Below are 18,323 nucleotides of genomic sequence, written 5' to 3'. Positions count from 1 at the left end.
CGGAAAAACTGCCCATGCGCCGAAGCTTGGAGGACGCCGTGTCCGGTTCCGTGATCCTGGGTGCCGCCCGTACGCCGATCGGGCGCCTGCTCGGATCCCTGAAGGACTTCACGGGGGCACAGCTGGGCGGGGTCGCCATCAAGGCGGCCCTCGAACGCGCCGGGGTCGCCCCGGACGCGGTGCAGTACACGATCATGGGCCAGGTGCTCACCGCCGGCGCCGGCCAGATCCCGGCCCGCCAGGCCGCGGTCGCCGCGGGCATCCCGATGAGCGTGCCCGCCTTGACGATCAACAAGGTCTGCCTCTCCGGCCTCGACGCCATCGCGCTCGCCGACCAGCTCATCCGGGCCGGCGAGTTCGACCTCGTCGTCGCCGGCGGCCAGGAGTCGATGACCCAGGCGCCGCACCTGCTGCCGAAGTCCCGCTCCGGCTTCAAGTACGGCGACACCACCCTCGTCGACCACATGGCCTACGACGGCCTCTTCTGCGCCTTCGACCAGGTCGCCATGGGCGCCTCGACGGAGAAGTACAACTCCCGCTACGGCATCACCCGCGAGCAGCAGGACGCGTTCTCCGCCCGCTCCCACCAGCGCGCCGCCGAGGCGATCAAGAACGGCTACTTCGCCGACGAGATCGCGCCGGTCGCCATCCCGCAGCGCAAGGGCGACCCGGTCGTCTTCGACACCGACGAGGGCGTCCGCGCCGACACCACCGCCGAAGGCCTCGCGAAGCTGCGCCCCGCCTTCGCCTCCGACGGCACCATCACCGCGGGCTCGGCGTCGCAGATCTCCGACGGCGCCGCCGCGGTCGTCGTGGCCAGCAAGGCGAAGGCGGAGGAGCTCGGCCTGACGCCGCTCGCCGAGATCGGCGCGCACGGCGTCGTTTCCGGGCCGGACGCGAGCCTGCACGAGCAGCCGTCGAACGCCATCCTCGCCGCGCTGGCCAAGGCGAACCTCACCGCCGACGCGCTCGACCTCGTCGAGATCAACGAGGCCTTCGCCGCCGTCGGGCTGGTTTCGACCGAGAAGCTCGGCCTCGACCCGGAGAAGGTCAACGTCAACGGCGGTGCCATCGCGCTCGGGCACCCGATCGGCGCCTCCGGTGCCCGGCTCGCCGTGCACCTCATCCACGAGCTGCGCCGCCGCGGTGGCGGGCTCGGCGCGGCCGCCCTGTGCGGTGGCGGCGGCCAGGGCGACGCCCTCCTGCTGCGGGTGCCGTCGGCGTAAGTGGCCGGTGCACTCGACCTCGACGACCTGGTCGGCCGCGCGCGGGACGGGCAGCCCCGTGCCGTCGCGCGGCTGCTGTCGCTCGTCGAGGACGCCCACCCCCGCGTCGCCGAGATCGCGCGGGCGCTGACCCCGCACACCGGGCGGGCCCGGGTCGTCGGGCTCACCGGTCCGCCCGGCGTCGGGAAGTCGACCTCGACCTCGGCGCTGCTCACCGCGTTGCGCGCGGAGGGCAAGCGGGTCGGGGTGCTCGCGATCGACCCGTCTTCGCCGTTTTCGGGCGGTGCCCTCCTCGGGGACCGGATCCGGATGACCGAGCACGCCACCGACCCCGGTGTGTTCATCCGCTCGATGGCCACGCGCGGGCACCTCGGCGGGCTGTCGTGGGCGACGCCGCAGGCGGTGCGCGTGCTCGACGCCGCCGGCTTCGACGTGGTGCTCATCGAGACCGTCGGCGTCGGACAGTCCGAAGTGGACGTCGTGAAGCTCGCCGACACCACGGTGGTGCTGCTCGCGCCGGGGATGGGCGACGGGATCCAGGCCGCGAAGGCCGGGGTGCTGGAGATCGCCGACGTCTTCGTCGTGAACAAGGCCGACCGCGAGGGCGCCGACGCGACGGTGCACGACCTCAAGCAGATGATTTCGCTGGCGCGCCGCGAGATCCGGGGCGCGAGCTGGCGCCAGCCGATCGTGCGGACCGTCGCGGCGAAGGGCGAGGGCGTCGACGAGGTGGTGGCCGCGCTGGCCGCGCACCACGACTGGCTGGTCGCCCACGACGAGCTGGCCCGGCGCCGGATCGCGCGGGCGCGCGACGAGGTCGAGGCCATCGCCGTGCGGCGGCTGCGGGCCGAGCTGGCCGACCTGCGAGGTGGCGGACGGCTGGCCGGGGTGGCCGAGCGGGTGGTGGCGCGGGAGCTCGATCCGTTCGCTGCCGCCGACGAGCTGATCGCCGACCTGCGGAGCTGAGGTTCCGCGGCGCCGGAGCCGGCCGGCGGGCTGTCGCGGATTCGCGGCGCCGATGCGTCGTCGCGGGGCTGCCGGTCGCCGCTTCCGGAGTGCCAGTGCGATCCCCAGCAGCGTCGAAAACGCAGCCACCACAACGGTTCTTCGACGGTGTGCCATGACTTTCCCCCTCTCGGTGCGGCGGGTTCGCCGCGTGCTGCCCATCGTGCGCGGGGGGTCCGACAATTTCCGGGGTGCCGGTCTTCGATTCACTCGATGGGCTGACATGGGCGACTTTCGCCGGTTATTCCTGTCGGTGCCGCGCCCTAGACTGCGGGACGCTCCGGAACCGGGCGATCACTGGGAGGGCGTGCAGGATGAAGAAGACACTCGTCACCGCGCTGGCGGCCGGCGCGTTGTTCGTGGCGGGCAACGGCGTCGCCGCCGCGGCCGACGCGCCGCCGCCGAAGACGACGCACGGGCCGTGCCAGTACACCGAAACGCCGGACGAGCCGGCCGCGCGGCCGGTGCCGCTGCCGCCCGACCCGCGGCACACGCCGAGCCGAGGGAAGGTGGACGTCGCGGTCCCGACCAGCCAGGGCGCGCTGCCGCTGACGCTCGACCGCGCGAAGGCGCCGTGCACCGTGCAGAGCTTCCTGCACCTGGCGCGGCACCGGTTCTACGACCACACGGTGTGCCACCGGCTGACGGCGTACCCGACGTTGAAGGTGCTGCAGTGCGGCGACCCGACCGCGACCGGCGAGGGCGGGCCGGGGTACAAGTACAAGGACGAGCTGCCGGTGGACCTGCCGCCGGCGCCGACCGACCCGACCGGCGCGCGGCGGGTGTACGCGCGTGGGTTGCTGGCGATGGCCAACGCGGGCCCGGACACGAACGGTTCGCAGTTCTTCGTCGTGTACGGCGATTCCGCGCTGCGGCCGAACTACACGGTGTTCGGGACGGTCGGGGCCGAGGGGCTGAAGACGCTCGACAAGGTGGCCGCGGGCGGGATCCAGCCGACGGCCGAGGATCCCGCGCCGGTCGATGGGACGCCGGTGCTGCGGACGGAGCTGATCCGGGTCCGGCCTGGCTGCTGGTTCTGATGGTGACCCCGCGGGCCGCTCCGGGTGGGGGTGGCCCGCCGGCGGCTGGGCGGGAACGACTTGGTGGGGTGGTGGTTGGCAGCGGGGGCCGGGGAGTGGAAGTGGCAGGCGCGGCCGGGGGCGGCGGCCTGCGGCCACCCGATGTGATTGAGCGGCGGCTCGGGGCAGGGGCGGTGAGGGAGAGGGCTTCGCGCGACCGGCGCGGGCAGAGCGGCCGGGATGGTGGATGGCGGAAGCCGCACGTCGGTCGGCGCAGTGGCTTGCGTGACCCGCGCCAGGAAGTGGGTGGCGCCTGGTCAAGCAGTGATCTCCCACAACGCTTCCACCAACGTCCGCGTCGCCCCCGCGAACGCGTGCTTCGGCGTTGCCGCGTAGCCGACTATCAAGCCTCCCGGGCGGTCCTCGCCCATCCAATACCCGTCCAGGCCCTCGATGCCGATCGCGCGGCGGCGGCAGGCCGCCAAGGCCGTTGCCTCCGACGGGCCTTCCGGCGGGAGCATCAACAGCAGGTGCAACCCCGCCGCGATGCCCTGGGGGCGGACCGAGGCCGGCAACGCCGCCAGCAGCCGCGTGCGGCGGGAGCGGTACTCCGCCCGGCTGCGGCGGACGTGCTGGTCGTACGCACCCGAGTCGATCAGCTCCGCCAGCGCCAGCTGGTTCAGCAGCGCCGGGCGGGAACCGCTGTCGGCCATCGCCGCGCGGACCGGCTCCACCAGCTTCCGCGGCAGCACCAGCCATGCCAGCCGCAGGGCCGGTGCCAGCGTCTTGCTCGCCGTGCCCGCGTACACCACCCGCTCCGGGGCCAGCGCCTGCAGTGCCCCCACCTGCTGGCGGTCGAAGCGGAACTCGCCGTCGTAGTCGTCCTCCAGCACTATTGCGCCGGAGCGGGTCAGGGCCGCTCGGCGGTGCGGGGCCAGCGTCACTCCCGTCGGGTACTGGTGCGCCGCCGTCACGACCACCGCCGGACTGTCCAACGCGGACACGTCCAGGCCGTGCTCGTCCACCGGTACCCCGACCACCCGCGGGCCCTGCGCCGCCGCGATCGAGCGGTACATGCCCAGCGACGGGTTCTCGAACGCCATTTCGCCCACGCCCAGTGAGAACAGGGCCCGGGACAGCACCGCGATCGCGTGCGAATACCCGTGGCACACCACGATCCGCGCCGGGTCGGCGACCACCCCGCGGGCCCGGGCCAGGTACCCCGCGAGCGTGTCGCGCAGCTCGGGCGCGCCCAGCTCCGACTCGTAGCCGAGCGCCGACGCCGGCGTCCGCAGCAGGGCCCGGCGGGTCGCGGTGATCCACGCCTGACGGGGGAACGCCGTCAGGTCCGGCCGGCCCGGTCGCAGGTCCCAGCGCGGCGCCGGGTCGCGGGGCGCCTGCCGGGGTGCGGACTGGGGCAGCGAGCCCGCCGTCGCCACGCGGGTCGGCGCGCCCTGGGCCGTGCGCAGGTACCCCTCCGCGGCCAGGTCGGCGTACACCCGCGTGACCGTGCCGCGCGCGATGCCCAGGTCGGACGCCAGCGCGCGGGTCGACGGCACCGCCGCGCCCGGCTGCCAGCGGCCCTCCCGGATCGCCGTCCGGATCGCGTCGGCGAGGCCGCTCCGGCCGGTCGAAGGCACCCAGCCGAGGTGGAAGTCGAGGCCGGAACTGGACCACGAATCTGCCATGTCACTGGACCATACCGGTGGACCAGTTCGGGATAGCGTGGACACCATGACGAAGCGAATCGGACTCGGGCAGGCGCCCGAGCTCTACCAGGCGATGGCGAACCTGCAGGCCGAGGTCAACAAGGCCGGGGCGAACGCCGGTCTCGACCCGAAGCTCCTCGAACTGGTGAAGACCCGCGCGTCCCAGATCAACGGCTGCGCGTACTGCCTCGACATGCACTCCCGCGACGCCCTGGAGCTGGGCGAGTCGCCGCGGCGGCTGTTCGTGCTCGACGGCTGGCGCGAGACGGACCTCTTCACCGAGCAGGAGCAGGCCGCCCTCGCCCTCACCGAGGCGATGACCAAGCTGTCCGCGACCCAGACCATCCCCGACGACGTCTACGAAGAAGCGGCGCGGGTGTTCACCGAGGAGCAGTACCAGGCGGTCGCGTGGGAGATCATCGCCATCAACAGCTGGAACCGGATGACGATCACCAGCCACACGCCGCTCCCGAAGCGCGACTCGTGACGGCCGCCGCGCTCAAGGCGCTGCACGTCCCCGGCAAGCCGCTCGTGCTGCCGAACGCGTGGGACGCCGACACGGCCAAGCTCGTCGAGGCCGCCGGGTTCCCGGTCGTGGCGACCAGCTCGGTCGCCGTGGCGGCAGCGCTCGGCTTCCCCGACGGCGAGCAGGCGCCGGCCGACGAGATGTTCGCGGCGGCGAGACGCATCGCGAAAGCCGTGAGCATCCCGGTAACCGTCGACGCCGAGTCGGGGTACGGCCTGTCCGGCGCCGAGCTGGCCGGACGGCTGTCCGACGCCGGCGCGGTCGGCTGCAACTTCGAGGACACCGACCACGCCACCGGCGGGGTCCGGCCGGTCGCCGAGCAGGCGGAGCGCATCGCCGCCCTGCGCGATGCGGCGGGCGACGGCCTGGTGATCAACGCCCGGGTCGACTCCTTCCGCGGCGTCGACCCGAAGGAGCACCTCGCCGACGGCATCGCCAGGGCGGAGGCCTACCTCGACGCGGGCGCGGACTGCGTCTACCCGATCCACCTGCGCACCCCCGAGCTGATCGCGGAGTTCGTGCAGGGTGTCGGCGGCGCCGTCAACGCGCCGGCGTGGCCGGGCAGCCCGGGTATCGACGGTCTCGCCGAACTGGGGGTGGCGAGGATTTCGCTGGGCGGCGGGTTGTGGCAGTACGTCCGGAAGCAGCTCGAAGCGACGCTCGCGGGCGTCGCCGAAGGAAAACTGCCGTACTGATGGCCGAAGGCCGCCGCGAGGGGATCGGGAACACCCTCGCGGCGGCCTTCGGGGTCGGTGCAACTGTGTCGATTCGGGGCTTCGCCCCGGCCGGGGGCTCCGCCACCCGGACCCCCGAAAGACCGTTAGTGGACGACGGCCTTCTCGGCGCCCGCGCCGGTGAGGGAGCGGACCTCCATCTCGGCGTACTTCTTCTCGTCGTGCTCCTTGGACAGGACCGTGCCCAGCCAGCCCAGGATGAACGCGGCCGGGATCGAGACGATGCCCGGGTTGCTCAGCGGGAACCAGGCGAAGTCCGCGGTCTTGATCATCGACGTGCTCTTGCCGGACACCGCCGGCGAGAACACGATCAGCACGATCGTGATGGCCAGGCCACCGTAGATCGACCACAGCGCGCCCTGGGTGTTGAACCGCTTCCAGAACAGCGAGTAGAGGATCGTCGGCAGGTTGGCCGACGCCGCGACCGCGAACGCCAGCGCCACCAGGAAGGCGACGTTCTGCCCGTTGGCCAGGATGCCGCCGCCGATGGCGAGGGCGCCGATGACCACCGCGGTGATCCGGGCGACCTTGACCTCGGAGTCCGGCGACGTCTTGCCGCGCTTGACGACGTTCGCGTAGACGTCGTGCGCGAACGACGCCGACGCCGTGATCGTCAGGCCGGCGACCACCGCGAGGATCGTCGCGAAGGCGACCGCGGAGATCAGGCCCAGCAGCACCGGTCCGCCCAGCTCCAACGCCAGCAGCGGAGCCGCGGAGTTGACCCCGCCCGGCGCCTTCTTGATCGTGTCCGGCCCGACCAGCGCACCGGCGCCGTAGCCCAGCACCAGCGTGAACAGGTAGAACACGCCGATCAGCACGATCGCCCAGACCACCGAGCGACGCGCGTCGCGGGCGGTCGGCACGGTGTAGAAGCGCATCAGGACGTGCGGGAGCCCGGCGGTGCCCAGCACCAGCGCGATGCCGAGGGAGAAGAAGTCCAGTTTGGACGTTCCGGTGGCGCCGTACTGCTTGCCCGGGCCGAGCAGCGACTCGCCGGCCTTGCCCGCCTTGTCCACGGCGGCCTGCAGCAGGCTGGAGAAGTTGAAGTTGTACTTGCCCAGCACCCACAGGGTGATCACGAGCGCGCCGACGATCAGCAGCGCGGCCTTGATGATCTGCACCCAGGTGGTGCCCTTCATGCCGCCGATCAGGACGTAGGCGATCATGATCACGCCGACGACCGCGATGACGAGCGCCTGCGCGCCGCCGCCTTCGACGCCGAGCAGCAGCGCGACGAGACCGCCGGCCCCGGCCATCTGGGCGAGCAGGTAGAAGAAGGACACGGCCAGCGTCGACGTCGCGGCCGCGGCCCGCACCGGGCGCTGCTTCATGCGGAACGCCAGGACGTCGCCCATCGTGAACTTGCCGGTGTTGCGCAGCAGTTCCGCGACCAGCAGCAGCGCGACCAGCCACGCCACGAGGAAGCCGATGGAGTAGAGGAAGCCGTCGTAGCCGTTGATCGCGATGGCGCCCGCGATACCGAGGAACGACGCGGCCGACAGGTAGTCACCCGAGATCGCGATGCCGTTCTGCGGCCCGGTGAACGCGCGGCCGGCGGCGTAGTAGTCCGACGCCGTCTTCGTGTTGCGGCTGGCCCGGAACACGATCACCAGCGTGATGACCACGAACAGGGCGAAGATGCCGATGTTGAGGAGCGGGTTGCTGCCCTCAACGCCCGCGGCGAGGGTCGCGTTCATTCGTGCTCCTTCGCAGTGCCTTCGATGTCCTCGCGGATCTTCTCGGCGACCGGGTCCAGCTTCCGGTTGGCGTACCGCACGTAGAGGCCGGTGATGACGAACGTCGAGACGAACTGCAGCAGGCCGAAGATCAGGCCGACGTTGATGTTGCCGAACACCTTCGTGCTCATGAAGCCGTGCGCGTAGTCCGCGAGCAGCACGTACAGCAGGTACCAGAGGAGGAAGATCGCCGTCATCGGGAAGACGAACCGGCGCAGGCGGCTGCGCAGCTCACGGAACTCGGTGCTTTCGTGCGCGTGTTCCCAGACGGTCTCGGACGTCTCCGGAGGCCCGCCGGTGTCCGTAGTGCTCATCGCTGCTCTCCTCGCGACGCTGCGGAAAGTGACGTGCGACACCGTAGGGACGTGTGAGTCTCGCGTGAAGATTCAGCGGTTCAACAGCTTCGCCAGACGACGAACGGTTGACGAACGGTCGCGCGGTCCCGACGAACGGGGTTCGTCCAGGTGCAGGCGGAGCATCGCCGCCGTCGACCACGCGGGTGGCCTGCCGCGCAGCGAGACCAACGCCATTACGCCGAATGCCAGCGGCACCGACCAGGGTGCCGGTTGCTGCACCAAGATCGCCACCCAGCCGTGCAGGTCCGGGCCGGCGAGGGCGAACAGGATCGAGCCGGAAGAGGCGACGAGCCCGGTCAGCACCCCGGCGATCCCGCCGGCCGCCGTCAGCCGCGGCCACCAGATGCCGAGCACGAGCAGCGGGCAGAACGTCGACGCGGCGACGGTGAAGCCCCACGTGACGAGCACCCCGGCGTCGAGCTCGGCCGAGCGCAGCGCGAGCAGCACCATGACCGCGGCGACGCCGAACACCGCGATCCGCAGCCGGGGCAGCCCGCCGGGGACGAGGTCGTGCGCGATCGCACCGGACATCACCAGCAGCAGCCCGAGCGACGTCGCCAGGAACGCGGCGAACGCGCCCGCCGTCAGCAGCGCCGTGAACAGGCCGCCGGCCCAGCCACTGTCCACTTGGTACGGCAGCGCGACGACGACGGTGTCCGTCGCGCCGGACAGGTAGAGCCCGGGCACGAGGACGCGGCCGAGGACCCCGTAGACGCCGGGGAAGAGGTAGAAGACGCCGAGCAGCGCGACGGTGATCGCGGCGGTGCGGCGCGCGGCGCGGCCGTCCGGGCTGGTGTGGAAGCGCATGAGCACGTGCGGCAGGCCCATCGTGCCGAGCATGGTCGCGATGAGCACGGCCCACGTGCCGAGCAGCGGGTAGCCCTCGTCGCCGAGGTCGAGCAGCGGCCGCTGCCAGTCGGCGCCGCCGAGCGGGGCACCGCCCCGGACGGCCGGAACCGCCGCACCCGGCCCGAACACGACGTCGTCCTGGCTGTGCGCGGTGAACTCGCCCGGCGGCAGGGTCCGCGGCACGCCGTTGACGCGCACGGTGGTCGGTTCGCGGATCTCCATGGTGACGTCGACTTCGAACCGCACCGGCGTCTCGCGGGCGAAGTGCGTGAACTCGACGGGGTGCAGGGCGTCGGCCCGGTTGACCGCGCCGGCCTGCAGCACCAGCCAGATCGCGGGGATGAGGAACAGCAGCAGCTTCAGCACGAACTGGAACGCCTGCACGTACGTCGCCGCGCGCATCCCGCCGAGCGCGAGGGTGACGCTGACCGCGGCACCGGCCAGCACCACGCCGACCCAGTACGGCGTGCCGCCGACCGCGGTGAGCACCAGGCCCGCGGTGCGGAACTGCGGGACGACGTAGATCGTGCCGATCACCAGGACGACCACCGCGGCCAGCCGGCGCAGGGCGGGGGAGTTGAGGCGGGCTTCGGCGAAGTCGGGGACGGTCAGCGCGCCCGACCGGCGCATGGGCGCGGCGACCAGGACCAGCATCGCGATGTAGCCGGCGGTGAAGCCGACCGGGTACCAGAGGGCACCGATGCCGTCCTTGACGACCAGCCCCGCGACGCCGAGGAAAGAAGCCGCGGAGAGGTATTCACCGGAAACCGCGGCGGAGTTGACCAGCGGCGAGATCCGCCGGGACGCGACGAGGAAGTCCGAGGTTGTGCGCATCGCGGCGACCCCGCGGACGCCGATGAGCAGCGTCACGAGCACGACGGGCGCGACGGCGAGCGCGACACCCACTAGTCGTCCTCGAGGCGTTCGGCGCGCCGCAGCTGCCAGCGGGCCAGGACGGCCATCGCCGGGTAGGGGAGGACCGCGATCATCAGCCAGGACACCGGGATTCCGAGCAGCCGCACGGTGTCCAGGCCCGGGAAGATGGCGAAGACGCCGGGCAGGCCGAGGAGGAGGGCGAACATCAGGACCAGGGCGGGGATGCCGCGACGGCGTTGCGCGCGGTACAGAGCGGTGGCGCGCTGGGTGTCGCTCGCCGGGAGCCGGGGCTGGCGCCAGCGGTGGCGCGACCGGCGGCGGGCGTGGGCGAGGCGGGTCTGCGGGCTGGTGACGGCGACCCGCCGGATCCTGCTCATCGCGGGCCTCGCCGGAGCGGGGTGGCGGGCGGCATCGGCGCCGCGGTCCGGTGGCTCATCGCGCGCCCGGCCCGAGCTGGCCGCGCTGGGCCGCCTCCAGCAGCCGGTCGCGCAGGTCCCGCGCGTGCCGGCGGCTGACCGGGACGTCACCCGCCTCGGTGTGCGCCAGCAGCCCGCCCGCGCTGTCGCTGCGCAGCTCCAGCACCGCGCCCACCGACAGCAGGAACCCGCGGTGGACCCGGCTGAACCCCGTGCCCTCCCAGTACTCCTCCAGCCGCGAGATCGGCATCCGCACCAGGTGGACGCCGCCCCGCGTGTGCAGCCGGACGTAGTCGCCGTGGGCCTCGACGAACAGCACGTCGTCGCGGCGGACGTACCGCGTGCGCCCGCCCGACTCCACCGGCAGCGCCGCCATCGCGTCCGGGGTCGGCCGCGACGCCGGGGTCGCCATCCGCAGCACCTTCGCCAGCGCCGCCGACAGCCGTTCCGCGCGGACCGGCTTGAGCAGGTAGTCGACCGCGCCGATGCCGTACGCCGTCACGGCGTGGCCGTCGTGGGCGGTCACGAACACGATCACCGGCGGCTCGCTCAGTTTCGCCAGCAGCGACGCCAGTTCGAGCCCGTCGAGGCCGGGCATCGAGATGTCCAGGAACACCGCGTCGAAATGGTCCGCCTGAAGCAGCTTCAACGCCTTCAGCGCGTCACCCGCGCCGACGACTTCGCCGACTTCGGGTGCTTCGCGCAACAGCCGGCACAGTTCGTCCAGCGCGGGCGGGAGGTCGTCGACGGCGAGGACGCGCAGAGTCACGGCAGCACCCCCGGCTGGAACCGCGGCACCCGCACGATCACCCGGGTCCCCGCCCCGACCTCGGTCTCGACGGTCAGGCCGTACCAGGCGCCGTAGACGTCCCGCAGCCGTCTGTCCACATTGGCCAGTCCGAGCCCGGCCGGGTCGTCCTCGCCGGTGCGCCCGGCCAGGATGTCGGCCGCGCGCTTCGGGTCCATGCCGACCCCGTCGTCTTCGACGAAGATCACGCAGTCGTTCCCTTCCGCCTGGCCGTGCACCTGGACCAGGCCCGTGCCCGAGCGCGGCTCGATGCCGTGCCGGATCGCGTTCTCCACCAACGGCTCCAGCACCAGGTACGGCACCGCGACGGCGAGGATCTCCGGCGCGACCCGCACCTGGACGCGCAGCCGTTCGCCGAGCACCGCCCGCTGCAGCGCCAGGTACGTCTCGATCGCGCGGAACTCCTCGGCGACGACGGTGTACTCGCCGTGGCGAGCGAGGCTGTAACGCGTGTAGTCGGCGAAGTCGAGCATCAGGTCGCGGGCGCGGTCGGGGTCCGAGCGCACCAGCGACGCGATGACGGTCAGCGCGTTGTAGACGAAGTGCGGGGACATCTCGGCCCGCAGTGCCCGCAGCTCGGCCTGCGCCGCCTGCTCCGCGGACGCCTCGAGCCGCCCGCGCTCGAGGGCCTGCACGACGAGGTCCGCGGCCTGGGCCGCGGCGGCCTCCCGGACGTCGCCGACGACGAGCAGCGCACCCGCCAGCTCGTCGCGGACGTGCAGCGGCAGCGCCAGGACGTCCGGCGCGGAACCGGGTTCCTCGGTGTGGAGCACCCCGTCGAGCACCGTCGCGACGACCGCGTCCGGCCCGGGCCGCCCTGACCACAGCAGCGAGCCGGACAGGTCGGTGAGCCCGAGCCCGGGAAAGCCGAACAGGCGTCGCAGGCCGTGCGCGGCGCGGCGCGCGCGGGTGCCCGAGAGGCCGTCGCGCAGGTCGTCGGTGATCCGGCGGGCGGCGGCGAGCACCGGCAGCGGGTCGGCGCGGGAAGCCGCGCGCAGGTGCACGGTCAACGGGCCTCCCCTCGGCGACGGTGTCCAGGGCAGTAGATCCTACGGCTACGCGGGGCCGTCCCGGTCGGCCAGCACCTGGGCGTGGCGGCGGACGCGGCGCCAGGTCCGGTAGTCGTCGAGCGCCGTGACGTCGGCGAGCAGGCTCGTGTTCGCCGGGTACGGCCGGTCGGGCAGCGCGATCCAGCCGGTCGTCCTGGTCTCCTTGACCGCGACCGGCACCGGCCGGAACGTCGTCGGGTCGACCCCGTCGCTGTGCCGGACGACCTCCTCGAAGAACCACGCCGACGTGATCAGCCCCAGCACACCGGGCGAGGTCTTGAGCGCCTTCTTCAGCGGCGCCGCGTCCAGCAGCCGGAACGCGTGATTGATCGCCGGTGCGGTGACGCCGTGGTCGTCGTAGGCGACTTCGCCCGCGTGCAGCGCCATCCGCAGCCGGATCCGGGCGCCGGCGTGGTGGGTCAGGTTGTGCCGGTGCAGCGCCACGGCGAGCGCGTTGGGCAGGAACTCGACGAAGAGCCCCTTCGGGATCTGCGGTGGGGCGAGGACGAAGACGCCGTCGCCGCAGTCGTCGCTCCGGCAGGCCGCCCAGGGGACGCCCGCGTCGTCGAACGCGCGGCCGAGCGCGCGGTAGAGCCCTCCGCGCATCGCCAGGCGGTCCGGTGTGGTCCTGCGCTGATCGCCGTAGCCCTCGACGTCCACGGCGAAGATCGTCCGGTGCATGGCCGGCCGCTCGTAGTTCATCGCACCCTCCCTGCGATCATGCATGTGCCAATGCATGTGCAGATGAGTGTGACGGGGGCCACCTGTCCGGGGGAACGGGTCGTGCGGTGAGCGGTTCCCCCGCCGCGGTGACCGGCGGTGACCGATCACCGGCGGTGAAACACCTGGTCAGAACCCCGCGGGCGGCGCGCACACCGCCCGCAGGGCTCTGACGGACGGGTCAGCAGGACTGCTTGTAGAAGTACTGCGAGTTGGCGTCCATGTCCGCCTTGGTGATCGAGTGCAGCTGCGCGGTGAGGTTCCGCGTCACCGGCTTGCCCTCGATGGCCGCGACGGCCTGCTGGACGCCCTGGGTGCCGATCGAGGCCGGGTCCTGGGCGATGAGCGCCTGGTACTGGCCGTTCTTCAGGCCCTCGACCTCCGACGGGCTGGCGTCGAAGCCGATCAGGTTGACCGCGCCGACCTTGCCCGCGTTGCGCAGGCCGGTCGCCGCGCCCTCGCCGGTGTTGAGGTTGGTGGCGAAGACGCCGATGAGGTCGGGCGTGGACGACAGGGCCGCCGTCACCTTGGCCGCGGCCTGCTCCGGCTCGTTCTGGGTGAACTGGATGCCGATCGACTTCAGGTTCGGCGTGTTCTTCAGCTCGTCCTCGAAGCCCTTGGCGCGCGCGGCGGTCGTGGACGTGCCCGCGATCGTGTCGAGCACCAGCACCGAGCCGCTCTTGCCGGCGGCCAGCTTGGCCATCGTCTGGGCGGCGAGCTTGCCGCCCGCGGTGTTGTCGGACGAGATCGACGACTCGGCGACGCTGGTGTCCTTGAGCGCGGTGTCGACCTCGACGATCTTCGTGCCGCGCGCCTTCACCTGCTGGATCGGCGCGAGCATCGCCGTGTCGTCGGTCGGGGCGATGAGCAGCGCCGCCGGCGGGTTCGCGCCGAGGGCGTTGACCAGCTGGGTCTGCAGGGGAGCGTCGAACTTCTGCGGCGCCTGCGTGGTCAGCTCGTAGCCGAGCTTCTTCGCCTCGGCCTCCGCGCCGCACTGCAGCGAGATGTAGAACGGCTCGGCCTGCACGCCGGGGATCAGCGCCAGCTTCTTGCCGCCGGTCGGCTTGGCGGAGTCGCCGGACCCGGTCTGCCCGACCGTGCCGGAGCCGCACGCGGTCAGCAGCGCGGCGGCGGAGACCACGGCACCCATGGCGGTGAGAGTCTTGGTCAGTTTCATAAGCACCTCGTTGTACTTGGGGGACTGTACTCGGGGAAACTCAGCGGGAGTTGCGGCGACGGCGGCGGCGCTGGTCGAACCAGACCGCGGCGACCAGGACCCAGCTGACGATGAACATCTGCCAGAAGTCCTGGACGTGGATGATGTTGAAGCCCTTGCGCAGGACCGCGGGGATGAAGACCCCGATCACCGTGCCCAGGATCGTGCCGACACCGCCGAAGAGGCTCGTCCCGCCCATCACGACCGCGGCGATGGCGTTGAGGTTGTCGGTGGTGTGCCCGGAGATGGTGGTCGAGTTGTAGTAGGCCAGCGAAAGGAACCCGGCGATGCCGGCCAGGAAGCCGGTCAGCGTGTACACCTTCATCAGGTGCGCGGTGACGCCGATGCCGGCGCGGCGGGCGCCCTCGGCGTTGGACCCGACGGCGAAGGTGTACCGGCCGAACTTCGTGGTCCGCAGCAGCCACGCGCCGATCACGGTGATCACGATGGCCACGATCACCAGGTTGGGCACGATGCCGAAGGACGTGCCGTAGCCGAGGGTCTTGGTCAGCTCCGCCGGCACGGTGCGCAGATCGGAGCCGCCGTTGAGCAGGTAGGCCGTGGCCAGCGCGGCACCCATCGTGCCGAGCGTGACGATCAGCGCCGGGATCTTCGCCACGGCGACGAGCACGCCGTTGATCAGGCCCCAGACGGTCCCCGTGACGACGGCGACGACGAGCCCGACGAGAATGATCCCCCAGCCGGCCCTGGACGCGTCGCCGCCCGACATCGCCTCCATCACCTTGCCCGCCACCATGCCCGCGAGGATCAGCACCGAGCCGACCGACAGGTCGATGCCCGAGGTGATGATCACGAACGTCATGCCCACCGACAGGATCAGCAGGACCGCCGACTCGATGAACAGGGTCTGGAAGGTGAACAGCGTCGGGAAGCTGTCCGGCGCGATGACGCTGAACAGCACGACCAGTGCGATCAGGACCAGCCCGATCCAGAAGGTGTTGGCCTCGACCAGGCGCTTGCCGAGGGGCCGCTTGCCGAACCCGGCGTCGGGCGACTCCTGGATGTCCTTCTTCGGGGGTGTCGACACGCTCATGCCGCCTCCTCCTGCACGAGGGCGCCGGTCATCGCGGCGACGAGGTCTTCGAGCCTCGTGTCCGGTCCGCTGAACCGGGCGACGCGCTTGCCGAGCCGCAGCACCTCGACGCGGTCGGCGACCGACAGCACCTCGGGCATGTTGTGGCTGATCAGCACGACGGCGATGCCCTTGTCGCGCACCTTCTTGATGACGTCGAGGACGCGTTCCCGCTGCACGACACCCAACGCGGCCGTCGGCTCGTCCATGAACACGACCTTCGACGCCCACACGACCGAACGCGCGACCGCGACGCTCTGCCGCTGCCCGCCGGACAGCGAGCCGATGGGGACGTCCGTGCTCTGCAGCGTCACGCCGAGGCGCTGGAACTCCTCGATGGCCTGGCGCCGCATCTCGGCCTTGTCGAGCATGCCGAGCTTGCCGAGGATGCCCTTGCGGTGGATCTCGCGGCCGAGGAAGAGGTTGGCCGCCGGGTCCAGCTCGGGCGCCACGGCCAGGTCCTGGTAGACGGTCTCGATGCCCATCCGCCGCGCGGTGGTGGGGGAGTCGAAGTGCACTTCGGACCCGTCGAGGAGGATCTTCCCCGACGTCGGCTGCTCGGCGCCGGAGAGGCACTTGACCAGGGTGGACTTGCCGGCGCCGTTGTCGCCGATCAGCGCCGTCACCTCGCCCGCGCGCGCCTGGAACGACGCGCCGCGCAGGGCTTCGACGGATCCGTAGTGCTTGGTCAGGTCGACCGCGTCCAGGAGGATTTCGCTCATCCGTTCCTCTCTTCCGGCGCCGGCGGCCGGCAGCGGATCACCGTCGCCGTGCCGGACAGCTCGGTCTGGCCGGCGTCGAACGGGACGACGTAGGTGTCGCCCTTCGCCAGCGCGTGCTCGCCGCCGTGCTCGGTCCGCAGGGTGCCTTCGCCGTCCAGAACGACCAGGACCGCGAAGGACGGATCGAGTGACAACGTTGTCACCTTGTCGGTGCGCAGCTGCTCGGCTCGGAAGAACCGCTCCGATCCGCCGGCCAGCAGGTCCACAGTGGACGCGCTGTCCCCGGCGGTGCGCTTGATGATGGTCTCGAGCCGCTCGGCGTCCCAGCCGGACGTGTCCAGCGCTTCGATCGCGGTGTCGAAGCCGATGCCGAGGTGGCCCTTCTCCGGGGACGCGAGGAAGTCCCGCCACTCGATCGTCAGCGAGAAGTCGGTCGGCTGCTGCAGTTCGACGACGAAGACGCCTTCGCCGATCGCGTGCGGCAGGCCGGCCGGGATGTAGACGGTGTCGCCCGCGGTCACCGGGACGCTGTTCAGCGCGCCCAGCATCGACGGCACGTCCTGCTCCCGCGTCCACTCGGAAACGGTGTCCTTCGACAGCGTTTCCGTGAAGCCCGGGTAGACGCGCGGGTCGTCGCCGTACGTGCCGACCACGATCCACGCCTCGGTCTTGCCGAAGTGCGAGTCGAAGTGCCGCTTCGCGAAGGCGTCGTCCGGGTGAAAGTGCACGGGCAGCCGCTGGCCCGCGTCGAGCAGCTTGACCAGCAGCCCGGTCGACGTCCCGAGCGCCTCGACGTGCTTCGCGCCGAGCCAGCCGTTCGGGTTCGCCACGACGGCGTCGCGCAGCCAGGCGCCGTCGGGGAGCCGGGTCAGGCCGTTGGTGTCCTGGCCGAACATGGTGGTCGCCGAGGCGACCCAGTCCTCGGGGCCGAACTTCTTGTCCGACGACGCCCCGCGCAGATTGGCGATGGCGTCGCCCCCGCGGTAGAACTGCGGCGGCTGGTTGGCCGGGAGCCGGATGGGTTCGAGGGTCACGGGGCGACCTCACCGGAACCGCGGGCGACGAGATGCACGGGCAGGACTACCTTTCTGGGCGGGGACTGATCTCCTTGGACGCGCGCGAAAAGCAGTTCCGCCGCGGCGTGGCCGAGCGCGCTCACGTCGTGCGCGACGACGGTGACCGGCGGGTCGAGCAGGTCCGCCAGCTCGAAGTCGTCGAACCCGACCATCGCCGGGCGGTACTCGGCGTGGGCCAGCGCGCGCAGCAGGTGCACGGCGACCCGGTTGTTGCCCGCGATCACGGCGGTCGCCGCGTCCGGGCCGTGCAGCAGCCGCTTCACCGCGTCGCCGATGCCCTCCTGCGTCGGCGTCCGCATGGAGACCAGCGACTCGTCGTAGGAGATGCCGTTGCGGACGCAGCCCTCGCGGAACCCGCGCAGGCGCTCGGCCGCGGTGAAGATGTCGGGGCTGTCGCCGAGGAACGCGATCCGCCGGTGGCCGTGCTTCGCCAGGTGGGTGACCGCCTCGATGGTGCCGCCGAGGTTGTCGACCAGCACGGTGTCGGCCACGATGTCGCCGGCCGGCCGGTCGATGAACACCACCGGCGTGCCCGCGCGCATCTCCGGCACCAGGTAGCCGTGCTGCAGGCCGGCCGGGACGACGAGGATGCCGTCCACCCGCCGCGCGCAGAACTCCAGCACGAGCTCGCGCTCGCGGTCGGAGTTCTCCTCGGACGAACCGGTGAGCACCTGGCGGCCGAACGACGTCGCGATGCGTTCGACCGCGCGGTTCAGCTCGGAGTAGAAGGGGTTGCCGACGTCCTCGACGATCAGCCCGATGGTGCCGGTCGTCGACCCGCGGCGCAGGTTGCGCGCGCCCAGGTTGCGCCGGAACCCCAGCTGCTCGATGGCCGCCATGACCCGCTCGGCGGTGTCCGGGTGCACCGCCGGTTCGTCGTTGACCACGCGCGAGACGGTCTTGATGCTCACGCCCGCCAGCCGCGCCACGTCGCTCATGGTGGCGCGTCTGCTGGCGGTGCGCGGGGCACCGTCCCGGTCCCGGCCGGGAGGAGACAACGTTGTCATAGTGACCGGGATTGAACGCCAAGTCCCGGTGGCTTGTCAACGCTTCGCGTGCGAATTGTGCCGATTCGGCTACCGACGTCGTAGGGCAGACGGCTGATGGTGCTGTCCCGAAGTGGACAGGACTTGACGGATCGCTTGACTGTCCGGTGAGCCGCTGCCCAAGGTGGCCCGGTTCGACCG

At 71.8% G+C, this 18,323-nt stretch carries 18 protein-coding genes; 5 read left to right on the top strand and 13 right to left on the bottom strand.

Going from position 1 to position 18,323, the window contains the following annotated elements:
- The first annotated feature begins 38 nt into the window (after positions 1 to 38).
- From AB0J40_RS27045 to AB0J40_RS27035, 3 genes are all read left to right on the top strand, one after another.
- Positions 39 to 1,226, top strand: a complete 1,188-nt coding sequence (locus AB0J40_RS27045; protein ID WP_364457699.1) for an acetyl-CoA C-acetyltransferase — start codon at positions 39 to 41, stop codon at positions 1,224 to 1,226.
- Complete coding sequence (meaB, locus tag AB0J40_RS27040; protein ID WP_364457697.1) at positions 1,227 to 2,192, top strand: methylmalonyl Co-A mutase-associated GTPase MeaB; 966 nt, start codon at positions 1,227 to 1,229, stop codon at positions 2,190 to 2,192.
- 353 nt (positions 2,193 to 2,545) lie between these two features.
- Positions 2,546 to 3,271 carry a peptidylprolyl isomerase gene (locus tag AB0J40_RS27035; RefSeq protein WP_364457695.1) on the top strand — a complete coding sequence of 242 codons (726 nt, stop codon included), beginning with the start codon at positions 2,546 to 2,548 and terminating at the stop codon, positions 3,269 to 3,271.
- 296 nt (positions 3,272 to 3,567) lie between these two features.
- On the opposite strand, the gene AB0J40_RS27030 is transcribed toward AB0J40_RS27035, so the two are convergent.
- Positions 3,568 to 4,938 carry a PLP-dependent aminotransferase family protein gene (locus AB0J40_RS27030; protein ID WP_364457693.1) on the bottom strand — a complete coding sequence of 457 codons (1,371 nt, stop codon included), beginning with the start codon at positions 4,936 to 4,938 and terminating at the stop codon, positions 3,568 to 3,570.
- Between the two features lie 46 nt (positions 4,939 to 4,984).
- Here AB0J40_RS27030 and AB0J40_RS27025 point away from each other — a divergent pair, with 46 nt between their 5' ends.
- Together AB0J40_RS27025 and AB0J40_RS27020 are read left to right on the top strand one after the other, a co-directional pair.
- Positions 4,985 to 5,446 (top strand): carboxymuconolactone decarboxylase family protein, encoded by a 462-nt coding sequence (locus AB0J40_RS27025; protein ID WP_364457691.1) that lies wholly within the window; start codon positions 4,985 to 4,987, stop codon positions 5,444 to 5,446.
- Positions 5,443 to 6,180, top strand: coding sequence for an isocitrate lyase/phosphoenolpyruvate mutase family protein (locus tag AB0J40_RS27020; protein ID WP_364457689.1), 738 nt, complete (start codon positions 5,443 to 5,445; stop codon positions 6,178 to 6,180). Before AB0J40_RS27025 ends, AB0J40_RS27020 begins: the two co-directional genes overlap by 4 nt.
- Positions 6,181 to 6,305: 125 nt before the next feature.
- Here the strand turns inward: AB0J40_RS27020 and AB0J40_RS27015 are convergent, their stop codons facing one another.
- The 12 genes from AB0J40_RS27015 to AB0J40_RS26960 form a co-directional block, all read right to left on the bottom strand.
- Positions 6,306 to 7,916: a cation acetate symporter gene (locus AB0J40_RS27015; RefSeq protein WP_364457687.1), complete on the bottom strand. Its 1,611-nt coding sequence runs from the start codon at positions 7,914 to 7,916 to the stop codon at positions 6,306 to 6,308.
- Positions 7,913 to 8,269 carry a DUF485 domain-containing protein gene (locus tag AB0J40_RS27010; protein WP_364457685.1) on the bottom strand — a complete coding sequence of 119 codons (357 nt, stop codon included), beginning with the start codon at positions 8,267 to 8,269 and terminating at the stop codon, positions 7,913 to 7,915. The genes AB0J40_RS27015 and AB0J40_RS27010 overlap by 4 nt, the downstream gene beginning before the upstream one ends.
- 72 nt (positions 8,270 to 8,341) lie before the next feature.
- Positions 8,342 to 10,066, bottom strand: a complete 1,725-nt coding sequence (locus AB0J40_RS27005; RefSeq protein WP_364457683.1) for a cation acetate symporter — start codon at positions 10,064 to 10,066, stop codon at positions 8,342 to 8,344.
- Complete coding sequence (locus AB0J40_RS27000; RefSeq protein WP_364457681.1) at positions 10,066 to 10,413, bottom strand: hypothetical protein; 348 nt, start codon at positions 10,411 to 10,413, stop codon at positions 10,066 to 10,068. Before AB0J40_RS27000 ends, AB0J40_RS27005 begins: the two co-directional genes overlap by 1 nt.
- 55 nt (positions 10,414 to 10,468) lie before the next feature.
- Positions 10,469 to 11,221, bottom strand: a complete 753-nt coding sequence (locus tag AB0J40_RS26995; protein WP_364457679.1) for a LytTR family DNA-binding domain-containing protein — start codon at positions 11,219 to 11,221, stop codon at positions 10,469 to 10,471.
- Positions 11,218 to 12,264, bottom strand: a complete 1,047-nt coding sequence (locus tag AB0J40_RS26990; RefSeq protein ID WP_364457819.1) for a histidine kinase — start codon at positions 12,262 to 12,264, stop codon at positions 11,218 to 11,220. Before AB0J40_RS26990 ends, AB0J40_RS26995 begins: the two co-directional genes overlap by 4 nt.
- A gap of 51 nt (positions 12,265 to 12,315) precedes the next feature.
- Entirely contained in the window at positions 12,316 to 13,011 is a 696-nt protein-coding gene (locus AB0J40_RS26985; RefSeq protein ID WP_364457677.1) for a hypothetical protein, read from the bottom strand.
- A 199-nt stretch (positions 13,012 to 13,210) separates the two neighbouring features.
- Positions 13,211 to 14,206 (bottom strand): ABC transporter substrate-binding protein, encoded by a 996-nt coding sequence (locus AB0J40_RS26980; protein WP_364457675.1) that lies wholly within the window; start codon positions 14,204 to 14,206, stop codon positions 13,211 to 13,213.
- 40 nt (positions 14,207 to 14,246) lie between these two features.
- On the bottom strand, positions 14,247 to 15,299 hold the full coding sequence (locus AB0J40_RS26975) for an ABC transporter permease (RefSeq protein ID WP_364457673.1): 1,053 nt from the start codon (positions 15,297 to 15,299) through the stop codon (positions 14,247 to 14,249).
- The gene (locus tag AB0J40_RS26970) at positions 15,296 to 16,060 is read right to left on the bottom strand and encodes an ATP-binding cassette domain-containing protein (protein ID WP_364457671.1); all 765 of its coding nucleotides are present in this window, start codon (positions 16,058 to 16,060) and stop codon (positions 15,296 to 15,298) included. The genes AB0J40_RS26975 and AB0J40_RS26970 overlap by 4 nt, the downstream gene beginning before the upstream one ends.
- On the bottom strand, positions 16,057 to 17,094 hold the full coding sequence (locus tag AB0J40_RS26965; RefSeq protein ID WP_364457669.1) for a mannose-6-phosphate isomerase: 1,038 nt from the start codon (positions 17,092 to 17,094) through the stop codon (positions 16,057 to 16,059). The genes AB0J40_RS26970 and AB0J40_RS26965 overlap by 4 nt, the downstream gene beginning before the upstream one ends.
- A complete protein-coding gene (locus tag AB0J40_RS26960; RefSeq protein WP_086673103.1) occupies positions 17,091 to 18,074 on the bottom strand; it encodes a LacI family DNA-binding transcriptional regulator in 984 nt (327 codons plus the stop codon). Before AB0J40_RS26960 ends, AB0J40_RS26965 begins: the two co-directional genes overlap by 4 nt.
- Between the last annotated feature and the right edge of the window lie 249 nt (positions 18,075 to 18,323).

This window comes from Amycolatopsis sp. NPDC049691 (assembly GCF_040675005.1).
In the GTDB taxonomy this organism is placed as follows: domain Bacteria; phylum Actinomycetota; class Actinomycetes; order Mycobacteriales; family Pseudonocardiaceae; genus Amycolatopsis.
The sequence above is the reverse complement of the archived record's forward strand: the minus strand, read 5'-3'. Positions and strand labels throughout refer to the sequence as shown.